This window comes from Dyella terrae (genome assembly GCF_004322705.1).
GTDB classification, from domain to species: domain Bacteria; phylum Pseudomonadota; class Gammaproteobacteria; order Xanthomonadales; family Rhodanobacteraceae; genus Dyella_D; species Dyella_D terrae.
On record NZ_SIZZ01000003.1, the window covers coordinates 193,609 to 215,409 of the forward strand.

General features: G+C 65.1%; 22 protein-coding genes. 7 read left to right on the forward strand and 15 right to left on the reverse strand.

Going from position 1 to position 21,801, the window contains the following annotated elements:
- Positions 1-11: 11 nt before the first annotated feature.
- Positions 12-548, reverse strand: coding sequence for a lipocalin family protein (locus EYV96_RS16345; RefSeq protein ID WP_425478753.1), 537 nt, complete (start codon positions 546-548; stop codon positions 12-14).
- 236 nt (positions 549-784) lie between these two features.
- Here EYV96_RS16345 and EYV96_RS16350 point away from each other — a divergent pair, with 236 nt between their 5' ends.
- The 3 genes from EYV96_RS16350 to EYV96_RS16360 all read left to right on the forward strand — a co-directional run bounded on the left by EYV96_RS16350 (position 785) and on the right by EYV96_RS16360 (position 3,816).
- Positions 785-1,579: an alpha/beta fold hydrolase gene (locus EYV96_RS16350; protein ID WP_131152640.1), complete on the forward strand. Its 795-nt coding sequence runs from the start codon at positions 785-787 to the stop codon at positions 1,577-1,579.
- A gap of 102 nt (positions 1,580-1,681) precedes the next feature.
- Positions 1,682-2,731, forward strand: coding sequence for a DUF5694 domain-containing protein (locus tag EYV96_RS16355; protein ID WP_425478754.1), 1,050 nt, complete (start codon positions 1,682-1,684; stop codon positions 2,729-2,731).
- 68 nt (positions 2,732-2,799) lie between these two features.
- The gene (locus tag EYV96_RS16360) at positions 2,800-3,816 is read left to right on the forward strand and encodes a MerR family transcriptional regulator (protein WP_131152642.1); all 1,017 of its coding nucleotides are present in this window, start codon (positions 2,800-2,802) and stop codon (positions 3,814-3,816) included.
- A gap of 36 nt (positions 3,817-3,852) precedes the next feature.
- Here EYV96_RS16360 and EYV96_RS16365 read toward each other — a convergent pair whose 3' ends face one another.
- Positions 3,853-4,311, reverse strand: coding sequence for a hypothetical protein (locus EYV96_RS16365; RefSeq protein ID WP_131152643.1), 459 nt, complete (start codon positions 4,309-4,311; stop codon positions 3,853-3,855).
- Positions 4,312-4,419: 108 nt separating this feature from the next.
- On the opposite strand from EYV96_RS16365, the gene EYV96_RS16370 reads away from it, so the two are divergent.
- The 3 genes from EYV96_RS16370 (at position 4,420) to EYV96_RS16380 (ending at position 7,483) form a co-directional block, all read left to right on the forward strand.
- The gene (locus EYV96_RS16370) at positions 4,420-5,256 is read left to right on the forward strand and encodes an SAM-dependent methyltransferase (protein WP_131152644.1); all 837 of its coding nucleotides are present in this window, start codon (positions 4,420-4,422) and stop codon (positions 5,254-5,256) included.
- Positions 5,257-5,425: 169 nt separating this feature from the next.
- Complete coding sequence (locus tag EYV96_RS16375) at positions 5,426-5,695, forward strand: hypothetical protein (protein ID WP_131152645.1); 270 nt, start codon at positions 5,426-5,428, stop codon at positions 5,693-5,695.
- Between the two features lie 15 nt (positions 5,696-5,710).
- On the forward strand, positions 5,711-7,483 hold the full coding sequence (locus tag EYV96_RS16380) for a tetratricopeptide repeat-containing diguanylate cyclase (protein ID WP_240732629.1): 1,773 nt from the start codon (positions 5,711-5,713) through the stop codon (positions 7,481-7,483).
- A gap of 1 nt (position 7,484) precedes the next feature.
- Here the strand turns inward: EYV96_RS16380 and EYV96_RS16385 are convergent, their stop codons facing one another.
- Positions 7,485-8,321 carry a class I SAM-dependent methyltransferase gene (locus EYV96_RS16385; protein WP_131152646.1) on the reverse strand — a complete coding sequence of 279 codons (837 nt, stop codon included), beginning with the start codon at positions 8,319-8,321 and terminating at the stop codon, positions 7,485-7,487.
- A 139-nt stretch (positions 8,322-8,460) separates the two neighbouring features.
- Positions 8,461-9,243, reverse strand: coding sequence for a hypothetical protein (locus EYV96_RS16390; RefSeq protein ID WP_131152647.1), 783 nt, complete (start codon positions 9,241-9,243; stop codon positions 8,461-8,463).
- Positions 9,244-9,411: 168 nt separating this feature from the next.
- Here EYV96_RS16390 and EYV96_RS16395 point away from each other — a divergent pair, with 168 nt between their 5' ends.
- Complete coding sequence (locus EYV96_RS16395) at positions 9,412-10,164, forward strand: hypothetical protein (RefSeq protein WP_131152648.1); 753 nt, start codon at positions 9,412-9,414, stop codon at positions 10,162-10,164.
- Here EYV96_RS16395 and EYV96_RS16400 read toward each other — a convergent pair.
- Genes EYV96_RS16400 through EYV96_RS16450 form a run of 11 tightly spaced genes read right to left on the reverse strand, consistent with a single transcriptional unit; the run spans position 10,151 to position 21,792 of the window.
- Positions 10,151-10,927, reverse strand: a complete 777-nt coding sequence (locus EYV96_RS16400) for a polysaccharide deacetylase family protein (protein WP_131152649.1) — start codon at positions 10,925-10,927, stop codon at positions 10,151-10,153. The two genes, EYV96_RS16395 and EYV96_RS16400, sit on opposite strands and share 14 nt — an antisense overlap.
- Positions 10,924-11,709, reverse strand: coding sequence for a formyltransferase family protein (locus EYV96_RS16405; RefSeq protein ID WP_131152650.1), 786 nt, complete (start codon positions 11,707-11,709; stop codon positions 10,924-10,926). Before EYV96_RS16405 ends, EYV96_RS16400 begins: the two co-directional genes overlap by 4 nt.
- Positions 11,694-12,881: a hypothetical protein gene (locus EYV96_RS16410; RefSeq protein WP_240732630.1), complete on the reverse strand. Its 1,188-nt coding sequence runs from the start codon at positions 12,879-12,881 to the stop codon at positions 11,694-11,696. The genes EYV96_RS16405 and EYV96_RS16410 overlap by 16 nt, the downstream gene beginning before the upstream one ends.
- Positions 12,878-14,041 carry a glycosyltransferase family 4 protein gene (locus EYV96_RS16415; RefSeq protein ID WP_131152651.1) on the reverse strand — a complete coding sequence of 388 codons (1,164 nt, stop codon included), beginning with the start codon at positions 14,039-14,041 and terminating at the stop codon, positions 12,878-12,880. The genes EYV96_RS16410 and EYV96_RS16415 overlap by 4 nt, the downstream gene beginning before the upstream one ends.
- Positions 14,038-14,673 (reverse strand): polysaccharide deacetylase family protein, encoded by a 636-nt coding sequence (locus tag EYV96_RS16420; RefSeq protein ID WP_131152652.1) that lies wholly within the window; start codon positions 14,671-14,673, stop codon positions 14,038-14,040. Before EYV96_RS16420 ends, EYV96_RS16415 begins: the two co-directional genes overlap by 4 nt.
- Complete coding sequence (locus EYV96_RS16425; protein ID WP_131152653.1) at positions 14,670-15,848, reverse strand: glycosyltransferase; 1,179 nt, start codon at positions 15,846-15,848, stop codon at positions 14,670-14,672. Before EYV96_RS16425 ends, EYV96_RS16420 begins: the two co-directional genes overlap by 4 nt.
- Complete coding sequence (locus EYV96_RS16430) at positions 15,845-16,954, reverse strand: glycosyltransferase (RefSeq protein ID WP_131152654.1); 1,110 nt, start codon at positions 16,952-16,954, stop codon at positions 15,845-15,847. Before EYV96_RS16430 ends, EYV96_RS16425 begins: the two co-directional genes overlap by 4 nt.
- Positions 16,951-18,306, reverse strand: a complete 1,356-nt coding sequence (locus EYV96_RS16435; protein ID WP_131152655.1) for a phenylacetate--CoA ligase family protein — start codon at positions 18,304-18,306, stop codon at positions 16,951-16,953. Before EYV96_RS16435 ends, EYV96_RS16430 begins: the two co-directional genes overlap by 4 nt.
- Positions 18,303-19,568: an O-antigen ligase family protein gene (locus tag EYV96_RS16440; protein WP_131152656.1), complete on the reverse strand. Its 1,266-nt coding sequence runs from the start codon at positions 19,566-19,568 to the stop codon at positions 18,303-18,305. The genes EYV96_RS16435 and EYV96_RS16440 overlap by 4 nt, the downstream gene beginning before the upstream one ends.
- Positions 19,556-20,668, reverse strand: coding sequence for a polysaccharide deacetylase family protein (locus EYV96_RS16445; protein WP_131152657.1), 1,113 nt, complete (start codon positions 20,666-20,668; stop codon positions 19,556-19,558). The genes EYV96_RS16440 and EYV96_RS16445 overlap by 13 nt, the downstream gene beginning before the upstream one ends.
- Positions 20,662-21,792 carry a glycosyltransferase family 2 protein gene (locus EYV96_RS16450; protein ID WP_131152658.1) on the reverse strand — a complete coding sequence of 377 codons (1,131 nt, stop codon included), beginning with the start codon at positions 21,790-21,792 and terminating at the stop codon, positions 20,662-20,664. The genes EYV96_RS16445 and EYV96_RS16450 overlap by 7 nt, the downstream gene beginning before the upstream one ends.
- Positions 21,793-21,801: the final 9 nt, after the last annotated feature.

Consider the following 21,801-nt stretch of genomic DNA (forward strand, 5'->3'; position numbering starts at 1 on the left):
CGAAGTGGCGATTACCGCAACGGCCCCGACATCACCAGCCGATCCACGTCATAGCCGCGTCGCCTGGCGTGGTCGCACAGCCGCGCGAACGTTTCGCGGGACATGGCCGGCGTTCGTGACAGCACCCACATGTATTTGCGGGAGGGTCCGCCGACGACGGCCCATTCGTAGTTGGGGTCGAGTTCAACGACCCAGTAATCGGCCCACACAAAGGGTAGCCAGCGCAGCCACGACGGAACAAACGTCACCTCGAGCGCGCCAGGCTTCCCCTTGATCGTGCGCGCGACGCCATCGGCTGCATCGTGCTTGCCGTCTTTCTGGCGGCAGGCATTGCGCACGGTCACCATGCCGTCGTCGCGCATGACATAGGTCGCGGTGATGTCGTCAATGCACTGCTTCTGATAACGCATCGGTAAATGCGCGATTTCATGCCACGTACCCAGATAGCGGCGCAGTTCCAATCGGTCGATGGGGACATTGGGCATGGGCGCCATGCTCGCGTGCGATACAGTCATGGCATACAGCAAGGATGCTCCGTACAGGCGGATAGTCATAAGTTTCTCCTTCTGCTGTTTTCCACCATCGCGGCGTGGCCGTGGAGCAGGGATCAATACATCGCTATCGTGCCGTGAATGAAAAGGCGCCATTCATTCAGCGCGCGTCCACGTGAATGGCAACATTCGAAAGGCCATGTGCGTCGACGCCTGATGCGTGAATGTTTGAAACGCCGCTAACGCGCTTCTCGCTGCCATAATGCGCGGAAGTCATTTCCAAAGTCTTATCCATGCAAGCGCTTATCGCTGAAGAACATGGCGTGTCCCATGAGGGTGGCAGGCTTTACGCCAAGTGCTGGACGCCGGCAGCAGCCCATCATGCAAAGCGGACGCCCATCGTGTTGTTGCATGACTCGCTGGGTTGCGTAGCGCTATGGCGCGATTTTCCCGCTGCGCTTGCCGAAGCGACGGGACGCATGGTTGTGGCGTATGACCGACCGGGTTTTGGTCAGTCGGATGCGCAAGCTTCGCCCTTGCCTTTGAGCTTTATCGGCGATGAGGCGAGGGGCGGGTTTCAGTCCGTGGTTGATCATTTCGAATTCGATCGCTTTGTCGTCTTTGGACACAGCGTCGGGGGCGGCATGGCGGTGGGATGTGCAGCGGCGTTTTCGGATCGTTGCGATGCCCTGATCACTGAGTCCGCGCAGGCGTTTGTGGAAGACCGCACCGTGCAGGGCATTCGCGCGGCGCAGGACGTGTTCCAGCAACCGGGACAGATCGATCGCTTGCGCAAGTACCACGGCGACAAGGCCGAGTGGGTGCTGCATGCGTGGACGGATACCTGGCTGGCGGACGACTTCGCAACGTGGTCGCTCGATGCCACGTTAGCGCGTGTGACATGTCCGAACCTGGTGATTCACGGCGACCTGGATGAGTACGGCTCCGTGCGACATCCCGAGCGCATGGCCCATCTCACGCGTGGCGCATCGACGTTGAAGATCCTCGAAGGGATCGGCCATGTACCGCATCGGGAACAGCCGGCACGCACGCTGGAGCTGGTCAAGGCCTGGTTGGCGGCAATCTAGCCGGGCGTAATGCCTTGATTGGCATGCCGTTTGTCACTGGTTGCGCGTGTGCCGCCAGCGCTAGCGTCGCGCCCTTATCCATCGAGAGAGGATCTCTCCGTGATCAGGCACGTGGCGTGGGGTACGTTGGCTTTGCTGTGCGTGGCGAGCGCGTGGGCGAAGGGGCCGGTGACGGCGGTGCCGCATGTGGTGCCGAACACGAAGGTGTTGGTGCTGGGCACAGTGCACCTGGTGGAAGCGCCGAAGCACTTCCAGGCATCGTCGCTCGATCCGGTGGTCGACAAGCTGGTGGCGTACAAGCCGCAGGTCGTCACTGTTGAGCAGATTTCCGGTGAGACCTGCGTGCATATGGCGCAGCTGACCACGGTGTATGACCCGGAGGATGTGCGTCGCTTCTGTGCCGATACCAGCAAGGCAAAAGCGGCAACGGGGCTGGAGATCATCGACGCGCTGGCGCAGGTGCAGAGTACGCTCAAGGCATGGCCGATCTCGCCCACACCGGCGCAACGTCGCCATCTCGCCGCACTCTTTCTGGCATCGGGCGATGGCACGTCGGCGGCCGTGCAGTGGTTGCAGCTTCCCGAGGCCGAGCGTCATGCCGGCGACGGTCTCGATGCCGCGCTGGTCGATCAGCTCCATGGCATGGCCACCGGCAATGAGAGTTACCAGATTGCCGCGCGCGTGGCGGCGCGCTCGGGTCTGCAGCGCGTGTATCCGGTGGACGACCACACGGGTGACAACCTCGACATTACCGACGCGCGCGGTTACGGCAAGGCGATCCAGGCAGCGTGGGACAGCCATGCGGCGACGGTGGCAGCCGATCGCAAGACCAAGCGCGCCCTGTGGGACAAAGGCGACATGCTCGGCGTGTATCGCTTCATCAATCGCCCGGAGGTGTTGCAAAGGGAAGTCGATGCCGACATCGGCGCGGCGCTGGGGGATACGTCGCCGGAGCATTTCGGACAGATGTACGTGGCGGGGTGGGAGAGCCGCAACCTGCGCATGGTGGCGAACGTGCATGTGGCCTTTCGCGAGACGCCCGGCGTGCGCGTGCTGTCCGTCGTGGGTAGCCAGCACAAGCCGTGGTTCGACAGCCTGCTGGGGCAGATGCAGGGCGTGGAGATCGTCGACGTCGAAAAGGTGCTCCAATAGTCGCTTGACCCTGACGCAACGTCAGGCCGTAGCGTGGGCGCATCCGAGGTGAAGAGGGAAAGGCAGGCATGCGATTGACCGTAGGCGAACTGGCCCGGCGCACGGGTTTGACGGTGCGCACGCTGCACCACTACGACCACGTCGGCTTGCTTCATCCCTCCGCGCGCTCGGACGCCGGCTATCGGCTGTACACCCCGGATGATGTGGAGCGCTTGTACCGCATCGTGGCGCTGCGGCGCCTGGGGTTGCCGCTGTCCGATATCGGCACCGCCCTGGCCGGGCCCGAGGTGTCGTTGGCGACGCTGCTGGATCGGCAGATCGACGCGCTTGAACAGAACATGGCGCGTGATCGTCGTCTCCATGACCAGCTGCGCACCCTTCGCGACAGCCTCGCGGCCGGCCAGTCCCCCGATCCGGCCCGCTGGCTGGACACGCTGGAGCTGATGAGCATGTACGAGAAGTATTTTTCCGCCGAGGAACTGAAAGCGCTGCCGCTGTACAGCGAGCCGGACGCGCAGGTTGAGTGGAGTGCGCTGGTGACGGCCATCCAGGCCGCGATGGATCGCGGTTCCAGGCCGGGCGACCCGGATGCGGACATCCTGGCGTTGCGCTGGATGACGACGGTCGGCAAGAGCACGGGCAACAACCCCGCGTTCCTGATGCGCCTCCACGAGATGAACGAGAACGAGCCCGACGCGCGCCAGAAGACGGGCATCACCGAGGCGATGCAGGCTTTCGTGGAGCAGTCGCTGATCGCCGCCCGGTTGGCCATCTTTGAGCGGTACCTGCCGCCGGAGGACATGGCGCGCATGCGCGAGCACTACGGTCGCGACATGTATGCCTGGCCGCCCTTGATCGCGGCGCTGCTCAAGGCGCGTGACGCCGGCATGCCGCCGGACGATCCGGAGGTGCGCACCCTGGCGAAGCGCTGGATCGAGATGTTCACGGCCTACGCAGGCACCGATCCGGCCAATCACGCGCGCATTCGCGAGGCCTATGCGAAGGAGCCGGATCTGCGCAGCGGCAGTGCGGTGGACGAGACGTTGATCGTGTACGTGCGGGCCGCCCTGGAAGGGATGCGGTAGGCGGCGGCGCGCTCGCGGCGGGAGGTTCGCTGCGGGTTACGTGTCCAGCCACCACCAGAACATCACGCACTCCCGCCGGTCGTCCGGCCCGATGGAAAAGTCACCCTCTCCCTTGCGCATCGCGTGCAAGGCCTTGAGTACCGAAAGCTGCTGGCGGGCGCCCAGCCGCCAGGTCACATCGCCGGCCTCACCCTGGAGGCTCCAGCGGTCCGGGTCCTCGTCGTTGCCCAGGCGAAGGCGATGGGTGATGTCATGGCCGTCGTGAGGCGTCCTGAGCACGCCCAGCATCCGCCCGGAGGGGTGGGTGGTGGGAATCGTCCGGGAGGACCCGGGCGGGGCGACCGCCAGAATCTCCAGCAGCGCGATCAGCGATTCGCGACCTTCCCGGTCGGCGCTGAACTGCCAGCGCGAGTCGGCCGGCCGGGCACCCATAAAGCGCCAAAGGCAGATCCGACCGTTCGGCTTCCACGCGTGAATGTCCTGACGTGTGTTCAATGCGCCTCCCTGTGCGCCCGGAAAGCCCCTGCCCGGCGCTGCGACCTAGCACAGTAACGTCCCAGAAAATGCGTACTACTGCCCGGGTATTTGCCCTACTATCGGCCGATGAATGCGCCTACATCCAACGATTCCAAGCCCCAGCCCAAAGGCCGCCTCGCCATTGTAGGCATGGGCATGACCCTGGGGTCTCACCTGACCCCGCTGGCGCGTAGCCACATCGCGCAGGCCGACGTGATCTTCGCCGGCTTGTCGGACGCCATCGTGGAGCGCTCGCTGGAGCGCATGCATCCGGACGTACGCAGCCTTCAGCCCTATTACCGCGAAGGCAAGTCGCGCATGAAGACCTACCGCGAGTGGGTCGAAGTGATGATGACCGAGGTGCGCGCCGGCAAGCGGGTGTGCGGGGTGTTTTACGGGCACCCGGGTGTGTTTGCCTGGTCGCCGCACAAGGTGATCGAGGTGGCGCGCGCGGAGGGTTTCGAGGCGCACATGGAGCCGGGCATTTCTGCCGAGGACTGCCTGTACGCGGACCTGGGCTTCGATCCGGGCCGGCTGGGTTGCCAGCACTTCGAGGCCAGCCAGCTGCTTTTCTACGACCGACGCATCGACGCGGCCGGCTATCTGGTGCTGTGGCAGGTGGCCCTGGTGGGCGATCGCTCGCTGGGCCGGCTCGCGACGGGCTCGGCATATCGCGAGCTGCTGACCGAGTTGCTGGCGCGCGACTACCCGCTGGACCATGAAGTGATCATCTATCGCGCCGCCACGTTGCCGATCGAGCGTCCCAGCATTCGCCGCATCACGCTGCGGGAGTTGCCGCAGGTGCCGATGTCGGCCGAAGAGACGGTCGTGCTGCCGCCGGCGTATGCGCTCAAGCCCAACGCGGCGATGCAAGCGCGTCTTGAGGCACTGGACAAGCTGGAGAAGGCGAGTACCGTCGCCTGAGGGGAAATGCCGTTAAAACAAGGCATTAGGCTTTAAAACGATCCAAAGGGCCGGGTGGGGCCCTGCCGGGGCCGTCATCAAGGCTTATCGGGCTGATGCCACCATGCGGGCTGATACAGCTGCATGCCGACATGGTCGACTTTCAACAACGCAAATCAGGGGTTACATCATGGACACGCTGGACCTTCTCGAAGCTATCGGGAGTGACGCCTCGCTGCGCCACGCCACCGCCGAGGAACTCAATGACCTGCTGGCCGAAGCACAGGCTTCCGAGGCCCTGACGGCCGCCGTCGCCACGGGTGACCGCGCGCACCTGGCCGCCGAATTTGGCCAGAAAGGCAACAACACCCCGCAGGTGACCCAGACGCCGGGCCACGAAGAAGAAGCCGAAGAACCGCTCGAAGCGCCGGCACCCGACGACGACAAGTCGCTCGCCTGATCGGGCTATCCCGGCATGCCCCGGCTGCTCCGCCGCCTCACGTCCTGGCCCTTGCTGCTGGCCATGGGGTGCTGTGCGTGCGTGCAGCCGGTGCATGCGCAGGCCATCAGGAACGTCACGGCGTTCCTTGACGAGGCGGAGCGCGTTCGCACGGAGGACCATCCGCGCTTTGTGCAGATGCTCGAGCAGATCCAGCGCGATCCGCCGAAGCTCACCGGCACCGAGCAATGGCGCCTGCGTTATCTGCAGGCCTGGGAAACGATGTTCCAGGGCGACTACGCCACGTCCGAAGCGCAGCTGCGCAACATCATCGATCACTCCGGCGATGACATCCTCGCGGCGAAGGCCTCCGGCCAGCTGCTCAACAATCTTTCGACCAATCGTCGTTACGAAGAAGCCTTTGCGCTGGCCAATCGCCTCACGGCGCAACTGGGTGACATCAAGGATCCGCTCACGCGGTTCATGCTGCTGACCAACCTGTCGCAGATGATGAATCTCGCGGGCCAGACCGACCTGGCGATCCAGTATGCACGCATGGCCGGCGATGCCATTCCCTCCGGGGAATCCACCTGTCGTCCTTACTACATGGAAGCGGCGGCGCTCTACAACGGCAAGCGCCTGAAGTCGACGAGCCCTGAAATCCAGCGTGCCGTCGATGCCTGTGAATCCGCCCACCAGGTGGTATTCACCAATGCGACCTTGCTGATGCTGGCCAGCATTTACCTGGAAGAACATCAGCCGGCAAAAGCGCTGGCGCTGATGGATCGACTGGAAGAAAGCATTCGCGCAAGCCACTACTACCCGCAGATGCAGGCCGCGCACATCGAGCGCGCGCAGGCCAACGAGCAACTGGGCAATTACGCCGATGCGCGCAAATCGGCGCTGGCCGGCATCGGGATGAGCAACGCGGACGAAGTCAGCAACTGGTTGCGCGACGCGTATGAAGTGCTCTATCGCGTGGAAAAGGCGCGCGGCAACAATCCGGGTGCGATCGCGTATTACGAGCGCTTCGTGGCCCAGGACAAAGGTTATCTCGACGACGTCAGTGCACGCGCGCTGGCGTACGAGGTCGCCCAGCAACACATGCTCATGCACAAGCTCGAAACCGAGCGGCTGAGCAAGCAGAACAACATCCTGCGCCTGCAACAGGCGCTGGATACCAAGGCGATGGAAACCAGTCGCCTGTACATCGCGCTGCTGAGCGTGGTGCTGGTGTCGATCGTGCTTTGGCTGTTCCGCGTGAAGCGATCCCAGCTTCGTTTCAAGAGGCTCTCGCGGCTCGATGGGCTCACCGGCATCCTCAACCACCAGCACTTCATCGGCGATGCCGAACGCATGCTGCGCGTGATGGAAAGGAAGCCCAGCCATGCGTGTCTGATCTTCATCGACCTGGATCACTTCAAGCAGGTCAACGATACCCATGGTCATCCGGCCGGTGACGATGTGCTGCGTCGAACCGTCGGGATTTGCCAGCAATACTTGAGGAACAATGACGTCTTCGGCCGCCTCGGCGGCGAGGAGTTCGGCATCCTGTTGTCCGATTGCCCGCGCGAGCGTGGTCTCGCCATGGCCGACAGCATCCGCATCGCCATCCAGTCTTCCGTGTTCGACAGCCATGGCAGCATGATCACCACATCGGCCAGCGTCGGCCTGGCGTCGACCGATGCCTTTGGATTCGATCTCAAGCGCCTGTGCCGCGAAGCCGATGCGGCGCTCTATCGCGCCAAGCGCACCGGCCGCAATCGCGTCATGGCGGATACGCCGAGCAACGGCCTGGTGGAAGCCTGAGTCAGCGTTTGACGGCGAGTACGCCGTCCAGTGCCAGCTCCGCCCGGAATCCCGCCTTTTCCAGTCGCTTCGCCACTTCGCGCGGTACGTCACGATCGCTGGTCAATTTGTTCGGGCTGCCGGTGTAATGGAACATGCGGCCGCCCGGGCGAAGTACGCGCGCCAGTTCGTTGTAGAACGCCTGCGCGTAAAGCTCACCGGCAATGCCGAAGCGCGGCGGATCGTGCAGCAAAGCATCGAATGATGCGCTGGCAAGTTGCGTGATGGCTTGCGAGACATCGCCATGCGTGAGCTGCAACTTGCCGTGGCTTGCGTCTGGATCGGGTGACCAGGGATTGAGGGTGCGCAGCCACAGTACGTCGTCATTCTTCTCGAATGACTGGATGCGCGCGACACCGGCATCGAGGCAACACGCCGCGAAGTAACCCAGGCCGCCGCAAGTATCCAGCACCGTCTTTCCCTTCGGCGCAATCAACGCAACCTTGCGGCGCGCATCGTCGACGGGCGATTCCTTCGAGGTGGGCAGCATCTTGATGCCATCGATCTCGAAGGTGGGTGCGCCCCACTCGGTGGGAACGAGCTTGATCAGCGCCTGCGTGTAGGTGGAGACGGTGGAGAAGTCCTCGCCATCCCAGTAGTAGATCGTCCGGTCCTTGATCTTGCCGGGGTAGGGATAGCTGGCGCCTTTCCAGTCCCAGTGATCGGCGTGGAGCGTGGCGGTGCCTTCACTGCGGCCGAGGTCGAGCGAGCCTTGCCATGCGTCGGCGCCGGCCTTGCGGGCGCGCAGGAGGGCGGTGGCGGTGGGCAGGGTGAGGAGGGGGCCGGTGTAGTGGGGCACGGGGCGACGATCGTATGCGGGGTGGGTGATTATGGGTGATGTTGGCGTGGTGCAGGGGTGATTCGCGTGAATCAAGCCCGGTGCTCACTCGGGCGCCGGCGCGGCCCGATCAAAGCCGACTCATGCCCTCGCGGCATCGTCAGTCCAGCCTGGGCGGGAATGACGCCTTGTTAAAGGGGATGGATAGCCATGATGGCAACCTTGACCGCTGAATGCCTAGCCATTCCGGCGGTCGCCCGCGCATCAACGCATCGTCAGCACGCCCGTTGAGATATCGCCGAAGCGTCCGTTCAAAGCCCGTGCGTTGCACCTCGATGTAGCGATGGCCGTCAGGCGGCGATCGGCTAATGGCGTACTTCATCAAGCCACGACACGTGCCGACGATCCAGCTTTCCCCATAAGACCCGTTGAATCCATACATCGCACTTGATCGTTCCAGCTTTGTCACGACGCATCCGGGGCCGAGGTCTTCTTCGATCAATGCCATGCCTGTGCTGTTGAACTCACCTTGCCGTTCGTTGCGCATGCTCGCCGTTGCGCCGGTGCGATACGCGTCGGGCAGTCCTGACCAGCGAAGCGTCGATGGAAGGCTTGCGGACGGAACATCGTGCGGAGGCGAGAGCGAGCGGTCTGCCACGCGTTGAACGGACATGTCCACGCCGCGATCGGGAAATGCCGCGGGCGGGTAATACGACACCCAGTACTCCTGCTCGCCCATGCAGGTCGATACGAACCATTGCTCCTGACGGAGCCCGTTGTTCCCGGATACAACCGTATCGATGCGGTCGAGTGTCGCAGGGCAATCCTGCGGCAGCTGGTCGTTGATCAACGCCAGTGCGCGCGTCTGAAAATCGTCCGTTGCGCCATGCACCATGGATGCCATGGCGCACAAAACGGCTGCGAACACGATGCGTGTGATCACGAAACAGACCCTCCCCTGACACGCTGCAACAAAGATGAATCCCCGTCACGTATCTATCGATAGAAACACAACTCTGCGCACCCGCGCACGAAAAATCATCTTATGGCGCATTGACCCCGGGGCTGCGGACGGGCCTACTCACGGGCCGGCCCATAGCAGTGAGTCTCCATGAAAGCGCTCTGGCTCTGCGCGGCACTCGTTGCTGCGACATTTACCCAGCCTGCGGCACATGCCGCCAATGTCTCCGATCCCGTCGTCATTGCCAGTTACACCGGCAAGGCGGGTGGTGCGCGCATCGGGCTTTCCCTGGTGGTGCGTGGCGACGAAGTGTTGCCCGGCAGTCACTATTTTCGCAGCAGTGATCTGGTCGATCTTCCACTGCTCGGAACGTTGGGTGCGAAGCCGCAGTTGAAAGACGCCCAGGGCGGCGTGTTCAAGCTGGGGTTCAGTGGGCCGTCGCGCGACGGACATGCGCCGACGTCGCTCGACGACAGCACCGGGCTCACCGGCACGCTGACCGACGATAGTGGCAAGCACATGATGGTCACGCTGTCGCTGACGTCGATTCGGCAGGCAAGCAAATCGCCTGAGCGCTGGTACGAAGACATTACGCACAAGAGCGACACGGCGTTCGAGCAGCACGTACAGGGTTTCTACAAGGCGGTGCTGGCGGACGATCCACAGGAAGCGGCACGACACGTGGCCTTCCCGATGCGCGTCAATGCCGGTCGCACCGGCATGACCATCACGTCACCGGCCCAGCTGAAAGCCAAGTGGGCCAAGATCTTTACCAAGGCGTGGCTGGAGAGTGCGCAGGAGGCGATGCCGCACGATCTGTCGGTGCTGCAGGGGCGGGCCATGCTCGGCGACGGCCTGGCTTATTTCAGCGACGCCGGTGCGGTGGTCGTCAACGTGCGTTGAGCCATTCGCGCCGGACGAAGTGATAGAGCGGTCGAAGGCCGCGCTTGAGGGGTTTCTTCAGATTCCACGTCAGCCACTGACGCTGGCGCAGCGCGTCCGTGCCGCGGGCGAGCGCGAGTGCGTGTGCGGGCGACATGCCACGCCACAAGGTGTAGCGGCCAAGGATCAGGCAGTCGTCGACGCGCTGCGTGGCTACCGTGGGTTCGGACGTGAACAGATAGCGGATGCCAGCGGCGGCGGCTGCCTGGGCCACGGCGCGTGAATAGAAGCCGCCGGGCACGGAAGCGACCCGCACATCATGGCCCAGAACCTGGCGCAGGCGATCAACGCTCTCGCACCACTCGGCATCCAGCGCGGCGTGGCTTAATCGCGAGATCTCCGCGGGATGCGTATGCGAATGGCTGCCGACCACGTGTCCCGCATCGTCGATGGCGCGCAACTGCGCCGCGGACGTAAAGCCTGGCGTGTCCACTCGTGAGGTGGTGATCAGGAAATGGCCCGCCATGCCGTGTTCGCTCAGCGAGCCGGCAATGCGCACCGCGCTGGCGCCACCATCGTCGAAGGTGAGGCAGGCGTCGCCGGTGGCCCAGGGTGAGGCGTCCACGCGCACGAAGCGCTGGCCGCTATTGGCAAGCCGCGCGAGGTGCGCGGCAAAGTCCTGTTCGTCCAGCTTGTAATGCGCCGCGGCGGGACCCGGAAAGCCACTGTCGTCGGGCCGTCCCGCCGTCACCACGTCGTGATACATGAGCGAGGCGATGTTCATGGCGTCGCGCCGTGCACGGTGCGTTGCCAGCGCAGGTAACGGCTGAGCCACGGCTGGCCCCAGGCGCCACTCATGCGTCCATGCACATCGATGGGCTGGGCTTCGCCGCGCACGACTTCACCAAGCCGTCGCGCGACGGCGTCCAGGTTCTCGAGCACTACGCGATACTGGATCACCACATGCGATTCGTGGCGTTCGTCGAACGCATAGCGGTAGTGACCGTAGACGGGTCCCGTGTCGACGCCTGCGTCGATCTTCAGCAGCGTCATGCCGACGTGGGCGAGGTCGCGCTGGGCGAGCGCCCAGAAACAGCCATGGGCGTTGCGGTACTCGGGGCATATGCCCGGATGCAGCACGAAGATGCCCGTGCCCGGCACGGACAACAGCTTCTTGCGGATCAGTTGCTTGCAGCGCGCCAGCACGAAGTCCGGGCGAAGCGCGCGCACGAAGGCCACCACGGCGGGGTCGTTGACGTCCGACGCCACGATCTCCGGCACGTGCGGCACGCCACCATAGCGCCGATGCATACGGGCGAGCGCATGGCGCGTCCAATGCCGGTCACGCGACGACTGCGTCAGCTTCTGCCACACACGCATCGCAAGGACATCGACCATGCGCAGCGGGCCAACCCGTTTCAGCTCACGGCGCACCCGGGCGACGCGCTGCGCCCGGGTTTCGTCGAGCACCACGATGCCAGCCACATCGGTAAACGATGCCAGCCACGCCGCCAGCCCCTGGCGATCAAAAGCATCACTGGCATGACAGATCAGGACACTGCGCACGACACGTCGGCCTTCACATGGGTGGGTGGCGCCAGTTCGAAATCGCGCCAGTCGTTGGGATTGCCCTGCTTGCCGGCCTCGGCGGCCTTGATGATGTTGTAGGTCTCGCGCGCTGTGACGTAGTGCAGCACGTATCGCTTGCCGTCGTTGTATCGGGTTTCCAGATGCTGATGCATGGCGTGCATGGCGGGGCCGAGCAGGGTGTCCATATCGCGTTCCTGCGTACCGTGCGTGTGCACCTTGATGAAGATCCACTCCGGGCGACCCTCCACATGGATGCCCGTGCGCACCCATGCATCGACGCGTTCGGGCGTCGGCGGGCAGGCGCGACGCACGTCGGAGCTTTCAATGCGTGGAATCACGCCGTAGCGCCGGTCGCGCCAGTTCAGGCCCAGCGGGCCCTGGATGATCATCAGGTCACCGCTCGCCGGCACGCCGACTTTCACCGGCACGCCGGTGTTGTGCGATTTCGGGCGCGCGGGATCGTCGGTGGCGTAGTAGATGCTGTTGATCGTGCGCGTCTGGGTGTCGCTGGGCGCCGAGGGCAGCGTGAAGTCGGCGTAGCAGCCGAGATCGCGCAGCAGCTCGATCTCGTTGTTGATGCCGCACCAGCGGCCGTCGCGGCGCGAGTTGTCCAGGCACCAGTTGCCATGGATGAAAGCAAAGCGCAGTTCGCCGGTGCGCGGATCGCGCGGCAAGGCGCCGTGGCGTCCATGCAGGACGTCATTGAAGCGGGCGATGGTGGCGCGGAAGTTGGCTGGCGTGTCGTTGTCGTGGTGCAGGTGGATCTCGATTTCACCGAAGCCGTCGGCGCAAAGCGCGGCGAGCTTGTCGAGGTGTTCCTCCAGGTATTCCTCTTCCGGGTAGAAGAAGCTGTGCTGAGGATGGCGACCGTCCGCGTCACGATGGTCCGCAGCCATCAGGCGATAGTCCTGGCACCAGCGGTCCACGCGCGCACGCTGCTGCTCCAGCGGCACCTTGCCCCAGGCCGGTTCGAAATGGTCGACAAAGCAAAACATCACGTGCACCGGGCCATCGACCTTCGGCGGCTTGCGGCGAAACAGGTAGCTGCCCAGCCAGATCTCCATGTTGCGCGCACGGATCGCCAGGGCCACGGCGAAGATGCCCAACAGCACGAGCGTGAAGAGCGTCATCCAGAGGACGTGCATCATGCGACCTCCCCGTCGACCAGGGTCAGCAGTTGCTGGGCGTTATTGCGCCATTGCCGTTCGCGCACGATGTAGTCGCGCGCCGCCGTTCCGACCCGCGCACGCTCCTCTGACTGCTGCACGAGGTCAAGCACGCGCTGCACGCAGGTGTCGGTTTCCCCGCGCGGGAACAGCCAGCCGGTATGCCCGTCGGCGATCACTTCGGCGACCGGCGCGTAATCGGGGGCGACCACGGCCACGCCCATGGCCATGAGCTCGAACAGTTTCATCGGCGAGCCGTAAAGATTGGAGTCGGGCAGCACGGCGTAGTCCATGCAGGCGATCCACGAGGCGATCTCGTCGTGCGGCACGCGACCGGGCAACAGCACGCGATCGGACAAGCCCCGCTCGGCCACGAGGGCGCGCACCGCCGGCAGCGTCACGCCATCGCCGACGAAGACCAGCGCCAGGTTGGGTGCTTCGGACAGGCGCTGCGCCATGGCTTCGACGAAGCCATCCACGCCATGCCAGTGTGCGAAGACGCCGATATGACCGCACACCACGCGACCCCGCAGCCCGCGCTCGTCGCGCAGGCCTTCGCGGTCGAATCGCTGTGGATCAAAGCGGTGGAGATTGGCGGCGTTGGGTGACACCACGGATGGCGCGATGTTGCCGTACGCCTGCTCCGCCTCGCGCCGGAAGTAGTGCGAGATGAACACCAGGCCTGTCGCATTGCGCAGGCACCAGCCTTCGATACGGCGCGCCATCGCGGTCAGCTTCAGCGGCCGCACGCGATGCACCAGCGCGGAGTCGTTGATCTCCAGCACCAGCGGGATGCCGCGCCGCTTCGCCATCCACACCGTGGTGAAAAGGAACAAGGAATAGCGCTCGTAGATTAATTGCGGGCGCAGGCGACGCATCGCCGATCCCATACGCAGCCAGGTGACGGCGTTGTACGCCAGCTCCATCAGCTCGAACAGCACGCCCGGAAGTCGCGTCACGAGGCCGGCCACGCGCCCGCGCTTGCTCGATGCCTGGGTGGGCGATTCATGCTCCGGGTCGGCGCCGGGGAAGGAGATCACCTTGACCTCATGGCCCAGCTCACGCAGCGCTTCGACGATGCCGCGGATATGCACGCCTTCGACGTGGCGGCCGCGCGTGCGGTGGTGATAGATGATTTTCATGGCTGCACCGTCGGCACAGCATGGAACTGATGGCCCTGGGCCAGCCATTCCGGCAGCAGGACGCTCAAGGCGGCGGTCGCCTTGTGGCTGTCGTCATGCATCAACACGATGTCGCCGGCCTGCGGCGGCGAATGGCGCAGGCGCCGGATCAGGGCGTCTTCGCCCTCGTCCTGGAAATCGAGGCTGTCGTACGACCAGTGCACCAGGCTGCGGCGGTGCGCGGCGAAGTACAGCAGCAGGGACGGCGCCAGGTCACCGCGCGGGGGCCGCATCGGGTGGTGCGTGCGCTGCGAGAACGGGCGCAAGAGCGCGTCGGTTCGTGAAATCTCGTAGAGCTTCTTCTTCAGCGACATCGGTCGGAACGAATAGTGGCTGTAGGAGTGGTTGCCGATGAGGTGACCCTCGTCGACCATCCGCTGCACCAGTTCCGGGTATTGCTCGATCTTGTTGCCGACCAGGAAGAAGCTCGCCTTCACGCCGTGTTTGGCCAGCAGGTCGAGCAGGGGGGCGGTGTGTTGCGGATCGGGGCCGTCATCGAAGGTGAGGTAGCGGGCGTCGTCACGGCGCGGTCCTCGCACCATCACCAGCGAATCGGGCAACAGATCCAACAGTTGCTGCTTGCGTGACTTCATGCGGCGGCACCCATGGAAGCAGTGGATCGGGTCGCAGCCGCCTGCAGAATGGCATCCAGCCGCACGATGTTGTCGTCCCAGCAATAACCGCGCGCATGGGCGGCGATGGCCTGCCCCTGCCAAGGCGCGTCCAGCGCGTCGAGCAGCGCCGCCGCCAGGCGCTCCGGGTCATGCGGCGGCACCAGGATGCCGGCATACGCGGGAACCACTTCGGGAATGCCACCGACGCGCGTCGCCACCACCGGCACGCCACAGGCCATGGCCTCCAGCACCACGTTGGGCACGCCTTCGTTGTGACTGGGCAGGCACAGCACGCTGGCGGCGCGGAACCAGTCGCCCAGGGCGTCGTGCGCGACGGCGCCGGGCAGCATCAGGCGATCCGCGCAGCCCAGGGCTTGCGCGCGGTGCAGCAGCGCGGCGCGGCAGGCACCGGAGCCGACGAAGGCGACGCGCGCATCGGGGTGATGGTCAAGCACGGAGGGGAGCGCATTGACGAGATCCACGCAACCCTTGGTTTCCTTGAGGTTCCCGACGTAGAGCAGCAGGGGTTCATCGATCGACAGGCCGAGGCGCGCCCGTGCATCGGCACGCGGGCCTGGTGCGAACAAGGCGGCATCGACGCCGTTGTAGATCACATGGACGCGCGCGGCATCCGTGCCCATCTCGGTGGCCTTGTCAGCCAGCGCCTTGCTCACGGTCACCACCGCGCGCGCGTGGCGCAGCGCATGGCTGATCTGTGGACGGCGCAGGGCGAATGCGGCCTGCACGTTGAGGTCGCTGCCGTGCACTTTCATCACGTACGGAATGCCCAGGTACCGCGCCACCCAACCCGCCGCGACGCCATCGGGATACGCCCAGCTCGCCAGCACGCAGTCGTAGTTGGCGGCGCGCAGTTTCCGGCCGCGCTGCCATAGCAGGCACAGCAGCCAGCACAACGCATGCAGCGCGCGGCCAAAGCGCGGTGGGTAGTAGAACGTGAAGTGATCGGTGTTGACGTTCTCGGCGCTGAATTCGCCCGCCGGGCGACGCATGCGCTCGCGAAAATCCACGGCGGTCAGCACATCGACCTCATGCTCGCGCCCGAGGCGACCGAACTGCTGGCGGTTGAAGGTGCCGCGCAGCGGATCCCACGGGTGGGGGAAAAGATTGGTGAGCACGAGGATCTTCAGTTTCATTCCTCGGCCCCCGCATACAGGGCCGCGTACCGCCCGGCCATGGCTTCGAGCGAGCCGTGCTGTTCCACCCAGGCGCGCGCGGCCAGGCCCCACGTCGTGGCCTGGCGCAATTCGCGCAGCATCGACAGCATCGCGTCGGCGAGGGCCGGCGGATTGCGCGGCGGCACGATCAGGCCGGTGGCGCCATCGTGGACGATTTCCGCGTTGCCGCCGACGTCGGTGGCGACGATGGGCAGCGCCACCGCGCAGGCTTCGAGCAGGGCGATGGAGTAGCCCTCGCTGACTGATGACAGCACGAACAGGTCCAGTCCCTGCAGCAGGTCGTGCACGTCGGTGCGGTCGCCGAGGAAATGCACGCTGTCGGCGACACCCGCTTCACGCGCGCAGGTTTCGAGTTCGGCGCGCAGCTCGCCATCGCCGATCAGCACCAGCGCAGCGTCGGCGTACTGCTTGTGTACGTGCGCGAACGCTTCGATCAACCCGCGCTGGTCCTTGGCCCAGTTAAGGCGACCCACGGTGCCGATCAGGCGCCGCTGCGGCGGCAGGCCGAGCACCGACAGCAGGTGGTGACGCATCTCGTCCGAGGCCGGGAAGAAGCGTTCCACGCAGATGCCATTGGGCACGACGCGCGCCTTGGCCTGGGGAACGATGCCGCGTTCGATGCCATCGCGCCGCGCGGCCTCGCAGACGGTGACTACTGCACGCGTGCGATGCAGCGCACGCCGATAGAGCCATTCACGCCGGCCTGGGCGAGGGTTGCTGCCCATGCCGTGGCGCGTGTTGATCAGCGTCGGCACGCCCGCGCCAAGGCTGGCCAGGGCAGCGTGGTAATGCGCTACCGCGTTGTGCGTGTGCAGGACGTCCGTGCCGTGCATGCGGATAGCACGGCGCAGTCGATGCAGGGCACCCAGATCCAGGCCCCGGCCCTTGCCGCAGGCGATCACCGGGATACCCAGCGCCGTCAGTTCAGGCGCCTGCGCGCCCAGGTCATAGAGGCAGACCACCTGACAGTGATGCCCTTGTCGATGCTGCAGCTTCACCAGCTCCAGCACCATGCGTTCGAGCCCGCCGCGATTGAGGTTCTCGACGACGTGCGTGATGTTCACGACACCAGCTCCGAGACCGTCACGCGGAGCTTGCCGCTGGGCGTGAGCGGGATGTCGTCGACCATATGGCATTGCAGTTCTACCTCCTGTCCCAGCACTTTGCCCGCTTCGGCGCGGATGAAGGCCAGCGAATCGGCGTTGAAGGCGCTACCCGGCACGATGGACAGGTCCAGTCGGTCGAGCCGGCGTTGCACCAGTTGGAACCGTTGCACGCCCGGCACTTCCTTGAGCAAGTGCGGGAAGAATTCGCCGGGCAGGTAGCGGCCGTCAGGCGTGCGTATCGCATCGAGCACGCGACCGTCGACATGCGCCAGCAAAGGCAGGCCGCGGCCACAGGCGCAGGCGTGCGAAGCCATGGTCGCCATGTCGCCGTTGACGTAGCGGATCAGGGGCATGCCGTCGTTGTAGAGATCGGTCAGCACCACGTTGCCGCTGGAAGCGTGCCGGCCCTGATCGTCGAGCAGCTCGACCACCAGGTGATCGGCATTGATGTGCAGGCCGTGGCGATGCTCGCACTCCGATGCGATCAGCATCACCTCGCGGCACCCGTACGTATTGAACGCATGGCAGCCGAAGGCACGCTGGACGATGTCGCGCTGGAATTCGTGCAGGGCTTCGGCGCCGCAGACGATGCTTTGCGGTTTGTGCCTGAGCACGCGTTTCTGGTCCAGCAGCCATTGGGCGAGTCGCACCAGCGGGCCGACGTAGGCGACGATCACTTCGGGGCGGTATTGCTCGATGGCATCGGCGTACTCGCCGAGGTTGTCATCGGTCATGTGGAAGCTGTTGAGCACGCGTCGGGCGAAGGCCGCGTTGAACAGGCGATCCTTCCACTGATGCGCGCGCGTTGGCGTACCCACGGCGCCGCCCCACAGGTACAGCGTGCGCCGTCCCATGCGCGAGCCGGCCCAGGCGTAGCCACGCCACATCACGGCGGTGCGGCGGTCATTGCTTTCGCGCGTGTAGCCGAAGCGCACCGGTTCGCCGGTCGATCCGCCGGTGGCCTTGTAGAGCATGCCGGCGCGCTCGGAACGAGCCTTGAGATCGTCGAAGTGCTCGCGGATGTCAGCCTTGGTCAGTACCGGCAACCGGGCGAAGTCGTCCATGGAACGGATGTCATCCGGCGTGATGCCCGCCGCCTGCCAGCGTTGGCGATAGAAGGGCACCTCACGCCAGGCGTGCTGCAGCAGGCGCTGCAGTCGCTGCCATTGCAGTGCCGCGATCTGCTCCGGCGACAGCCACTGGTCGCGCTCGTACGAAGCCAGCCAGTCCAGCGTATGGCGGCCGCGCAGGCCGCGCTCGTACGCGGGATACAGCACCCGCTGGAAGGCCGCTTCGTACCAGCCGCTCATTTGGCGGTCCTCAGCAGGATCGCCACCAGCACGTAGAGGGCGGTGATGCTGCCCATCGAAGCCGGCACCCAGCGCCACCAGCCTTCGGCCAGGCTGAAGCTGGGCAGTTCCGGCAGGCGTCGGCGGGCACCGACGTAGTAGCCGGTGACCATGGCGGCGATCAGGTACAGCACGATCATGTAGCTGCGGCTCAGGAAGAAGGCCGCCGCGAACAGGCCGCACAAGGAAAGCAGCAACGTAAGGGCCAGGCGCTTCTCGAAAACGAGGTCGCTGGCCTGTGCGGCATCCATGGTGGCGCCGGGGCGGTAACGCATCACGCTCAGCATCATCCAGAAGCCGTAGCCGACAAAAGCCAGCCAGATGATGTAGCCCACGAAGCCAGTTTCGGCGAGCACCAGGACGAAGGAGTTGTGCGCGGTCAACTCGTTGTAATCGGTGAAGTTGCCGGCGCCGACCCCAAACACCGGATTCTCAAGGAACATGTGCAGGCCTTCGTACCAGGCCTCCACGCGACCGTTGGCCGATTCTTCGCCCGCGTCCAGCTCGGTCATGCGCGAGGACAGGGCCTGCATGGCGACCAGGCCGACCAGGCCCAGGGTGCCGGCGGTGAAAAGCCCCCGCTTGTGCCAGATATAAATGCCCGCCACGACCAGCACTGCCAGCATGGCGCCGCGGGAGTTGGTCAGGTAGACGCCATAGAGCATCAGCGCGGCGCCGGACCACCACGCCAGTTTCATCAGCGCACCGGCCTGGCGGGCGAGGAAGAAGGCCATCGGCAGCGTGGCGACAAAGAGCAGGCCCAGGTCATTGGGATCGTTGAAGATGCCGACGTACTGCACGCGGCCTTCCTCACCCAGCGGGATGCCCGTCCAGCCGACGCCGGTCTGGGCCTGTTGAATGCTGTGCAGGGCCAGTACCACCGAGCACAACACGAAGACCCTCATCGACGTGACGACCCGCTTTCGGGAGGTGCACGCCGCGGCGAAGATGAAAAACGCGGCGACGGCCGGCCCGAAGCGGCTGAGCTCGTCCAGCATGCCGCCGACCCAGCCATTGGTGGCCTGCGACAGCATCAGCACCACGAGGAAGGCCGGAAGCAGCACGAACTGCGGCGCGGCGAAGGTCCGGTCCCGGGAGAACATCCAGCTGGCGAATGCCAGGCCCAGCACCGCCGGAAGCAGCGGCACGTTTTCCAGGCCGGGCAGGTAATCCTGCGGCCGGATGATGGTGAGGACCAGGTACAGCAGGATCAGGAGGAACATGGCTCCGCCTGCGCTTCCGCCGGCACGCGGCTGGCGGTGGGGTAGCTCATCAGACTGGGCATGGTCAGCATGGCGGCGAACCAGCCCGGGCCCATGTTGCGCTCCACCGGCAGCCGGTAGAGCGAGTAGCGATTGGAGGCCGGTTCCGGATTGGTGCCGCAAATGTAACTGCAAGCCACGGCGAAACCCGCCTCACGCGTGGCCTTCACCACGGCGTCGTCGAAGGCGCGATCGCCACCGACCGGATACGACATCAGGCCCACCGCCGGGCCCAGTTCGCGCAGCAGGGTGTCGCGCGAATGCTGCACTTCGAATTCCATGTCCGCGAGCGGCAACTTGGACAGCATGCGGTGATGCACGCCATGCGAACCAATCTCCATGCCGGCCGCGTGCATTTCGCGCAGCTGATCCCAGGTCATCGGCCGGCATTCGGCCGGCGTGTGATCGGCGGGGAGGTTCCACTCCAGTTGCAGGCGTTCGATCAGGGCCGACTGCGCGAGCGCGTCCATTTCCTTCATGCGCGACAGCAGTTCCGTGCCCAGCGCACGCCGTTCCTCACGCTCCGTGGGTACCGGCGTATCGATGCCCAGCTCCGGCACGCGCAGGCGCGCATCGGCGGGCGCGAGCAGGATCATGTGCACCAGCCAGTCATAGGCATAGGGTTTGCCGGTATCGATGTGACCGGTGGAAACGAAGAACGTCGCCGGAACGCCGAGCTCACGCAGGATGGGAAAGGCGATGTGGTAGTTGTCGTCGTACCCGTCGTCGAAAGTCACCACCACCGCGTCGGCGGGGATGGTTTTTCCCGCCTCGATCATCTGCGCGACATCCGACAGGCGCATCGGGCGGAAGCGCTCGCGCAGCATCATCATCTGTTCGCGAAAGCGCTCGGGCGAGGTGCTGATCAGTTCCAGGTCGAAATCGTAGGTGGCCGGATCGGGCAGCGGCATGATCCGGTGATAGGCCAGCACGCGCAGGTCTTTCAGCCACCACGCGCGCAGGCGTTGCAGCGTATGCAGCAAGCCACTGCTGTAACACAGCTCGCCCAGGCCGCCGCGCAAACCGGAAGCCCTGCCATTGTCCTGCGCTTCGGTCACCATAGATGAAGTCCCCGATGTCGGGCGAAGGCCAAAAGGGCCTGCGCTGCAAAAAGATTCATGTAGAAAAAGGCGACGGCCAGGCGCACTGGCAGCCAGCGCCCGAGCACCGGCACCAGGCGCCCCAGGACCACCAGCAAGGCGCCGCATCCCAGCGCGACCAGCGCCAGCGCACACAGGGTGTGGCGCGTGGCGAGCAGGGCAGCGCTCAGCGTCAGGCCCAGCAACAGCCACGGTGCAAGCAGGCGCAGCAGCTTGTGGCTGGCGAAGCGGAACCACAGCGGATTGGTCCATGGCGACAGCAACCAGGGCTCGAGCTGCACCAGCTGGCAGTTGCCGGCCAGGGTGCGGATCTTGCGGCGACGTTCCTCCAGCGGCTGCTGCACCAGCTTGTCCCAGGCCAGTGCGCGCGGCTCGAACACCACGCGCTTGCCCGCTGCCGCCACCCGCATGGGAATCAGCACGTCGTCCAGCACGGTGCCGTGCGGCAAAGGCCAGAACAGGTCGCGACGCAGGGCATACAGCGCGCCGCTGACGCCGATGGTCGAGCCGGACTGGCTCTCGGAGTAGCGGATCAGCTTCTCGTAACGCCAGTACGCATCCACGCTGTGGGCGAAGCCCGAGCGCGCATCCACCAGGAGCAGTTCGCCACCCGCCGCGCCGACGTCGGGATCGGACAGATTGGCGACCAGTTCGCGCAAGGCGATCGGCGCCAGCTTCTGGCGCACGTCGGTCATCAGCAGGACCTCGCCGGTGGCCGTCGCGACGGCATCGTTGAGGCAGCTGGCCTTGCCGCGACGCTCGGTGAACTCCAGCACTCGCACGCGGGGATCGCCAAAGTTGCGCGCGAGCGCGGCCGTGGCATCCGTGCAGCCATCGCAGACGATGATGATTTCGATCTGCTCGGGCGGGTAACTCAGCGTCTCAAGATTGGCCAGCTTGGCGCGGATCAGTTCGGCGCCCTGGTACACCGCCAGAATGATGCTCACCTTCGGAAACTGCGACGCCTTGGCGATCGGTTGCGGACGCAGCCGCGCCTGCAGCCACACCCACAACGGGTAGCCGACGAAGGTATGTGCCAGGAGCAGGGCACATGCCAGGAAGGCGGCGTAGATCAAGGCATGCATGAGCGGTCC

Bases quoted from the DNA above. Each gene is read 5' to 3' on its own strand.
- EYV96_RS16350 (WP_131152640.1), top strand. From the start codon at position 785: ATGCAAGCGCTTATCGCTGAAGAACATGGCGTGTCCCATGAGGGTGGC.
- EYV96_RS16360 (WP_131152642.1), top strand. From the start codon at position 2,800: ATGCGATTGACCGTAGGCGAACTGGCCCGGCGCACGGGTTTGACGGTG.
- EYV96_RS16370 (WP_131152644.1), top strand. From the start codon at position 4,420: ATGAATGCGCCTACATCCAACGATTCCAAGCCCCAGCCCAAAGGCCGC.
- EYV96_RS16375 (WP_131152645.1), top strand. From the start codon at position 5,426: ATGGACACGCTGGACCTTCTCGAAGCTATCGGGAGTGACGCCTCGCTG.
- EYV96_RS16380 (WP_240732629.1), top strand. From the start codon at position 5,711: ATGCCCCGGCTGCTCCGCCGCCTCACGTCCTGGCCCTTGCTGCTGGCC.
- EYV96_RS16395 (WP_131152648.1), top strand. From the start codon at position 9,412: ATGAAAGCGCTCTGGCTCTGCGCGGCACTCGTTGCTGCGACATTTACC.
- EYV96_RS16400 (WP_131152649.1), bottom strand. From the start codon at position 10,927: ATGAACATCGCCTCGCTCATGTATCACGACGTGGTGACGGCGGGACGG.
- EYV96_RS16410 (WP_240732630.1), bottom strand. From the start codon at position 12,881: ATGATGCACGTCCTCTGGATGACGCTCTTCACGCTCGTGCTGTTGGGC.
- EYV96_RS16415 (WP_131152651.1), bottom strand. From the start codon at position 14,041: ATGAAAATCATCTATCACCACCGCACGCGCGGCCGCCACGTCGAAGGC.
- EYV96_RS16420 (WP_131152652.1), bottom strand. From the start codon at position 14,673: ATGAAGTCACGCAAGCAGCAACTGTTGGATCTGTTGCCCGATTCGCTG.
- EYV96_RS16425 (WP_131152653.1), bottom strand. From the start codon at position 15,848: ATGAAACTGAAGATCCTCGTGCTCACCAATCTTTTCCCCCACCCGTGG.
- EYV96_RS16435 (WP_131152655.1), bottom strand. From the start codon at position 18,306: ATGAGCGGCTGGTACGAAGCGGCCTTCCAGCGGGTGCTGTATCCCGCG.
- EYV96_RS16440 (WP_131152656.1), bottom strand. From the start codon at position 19,568: ATGTTCCTCCTGATCCTGCTGTACCTGGTCCTCACCATCATCCGGCCG.
- EYV96_RS16445 (WP_131152657.1), bottom strand. From the start codon at position 20,668: ATGGTGACCGAAGCGCAGGACAATGGCAGGGCTTCCGGTTTGCGCGGC.
- EYV96_RS16450 (WP_131152658.1), bottom strand. From the start codon at position 21,792: ATGCATGCCTTGATCTACGCCGCCTTCCTGGCATGTGCCCTGCTCCTG.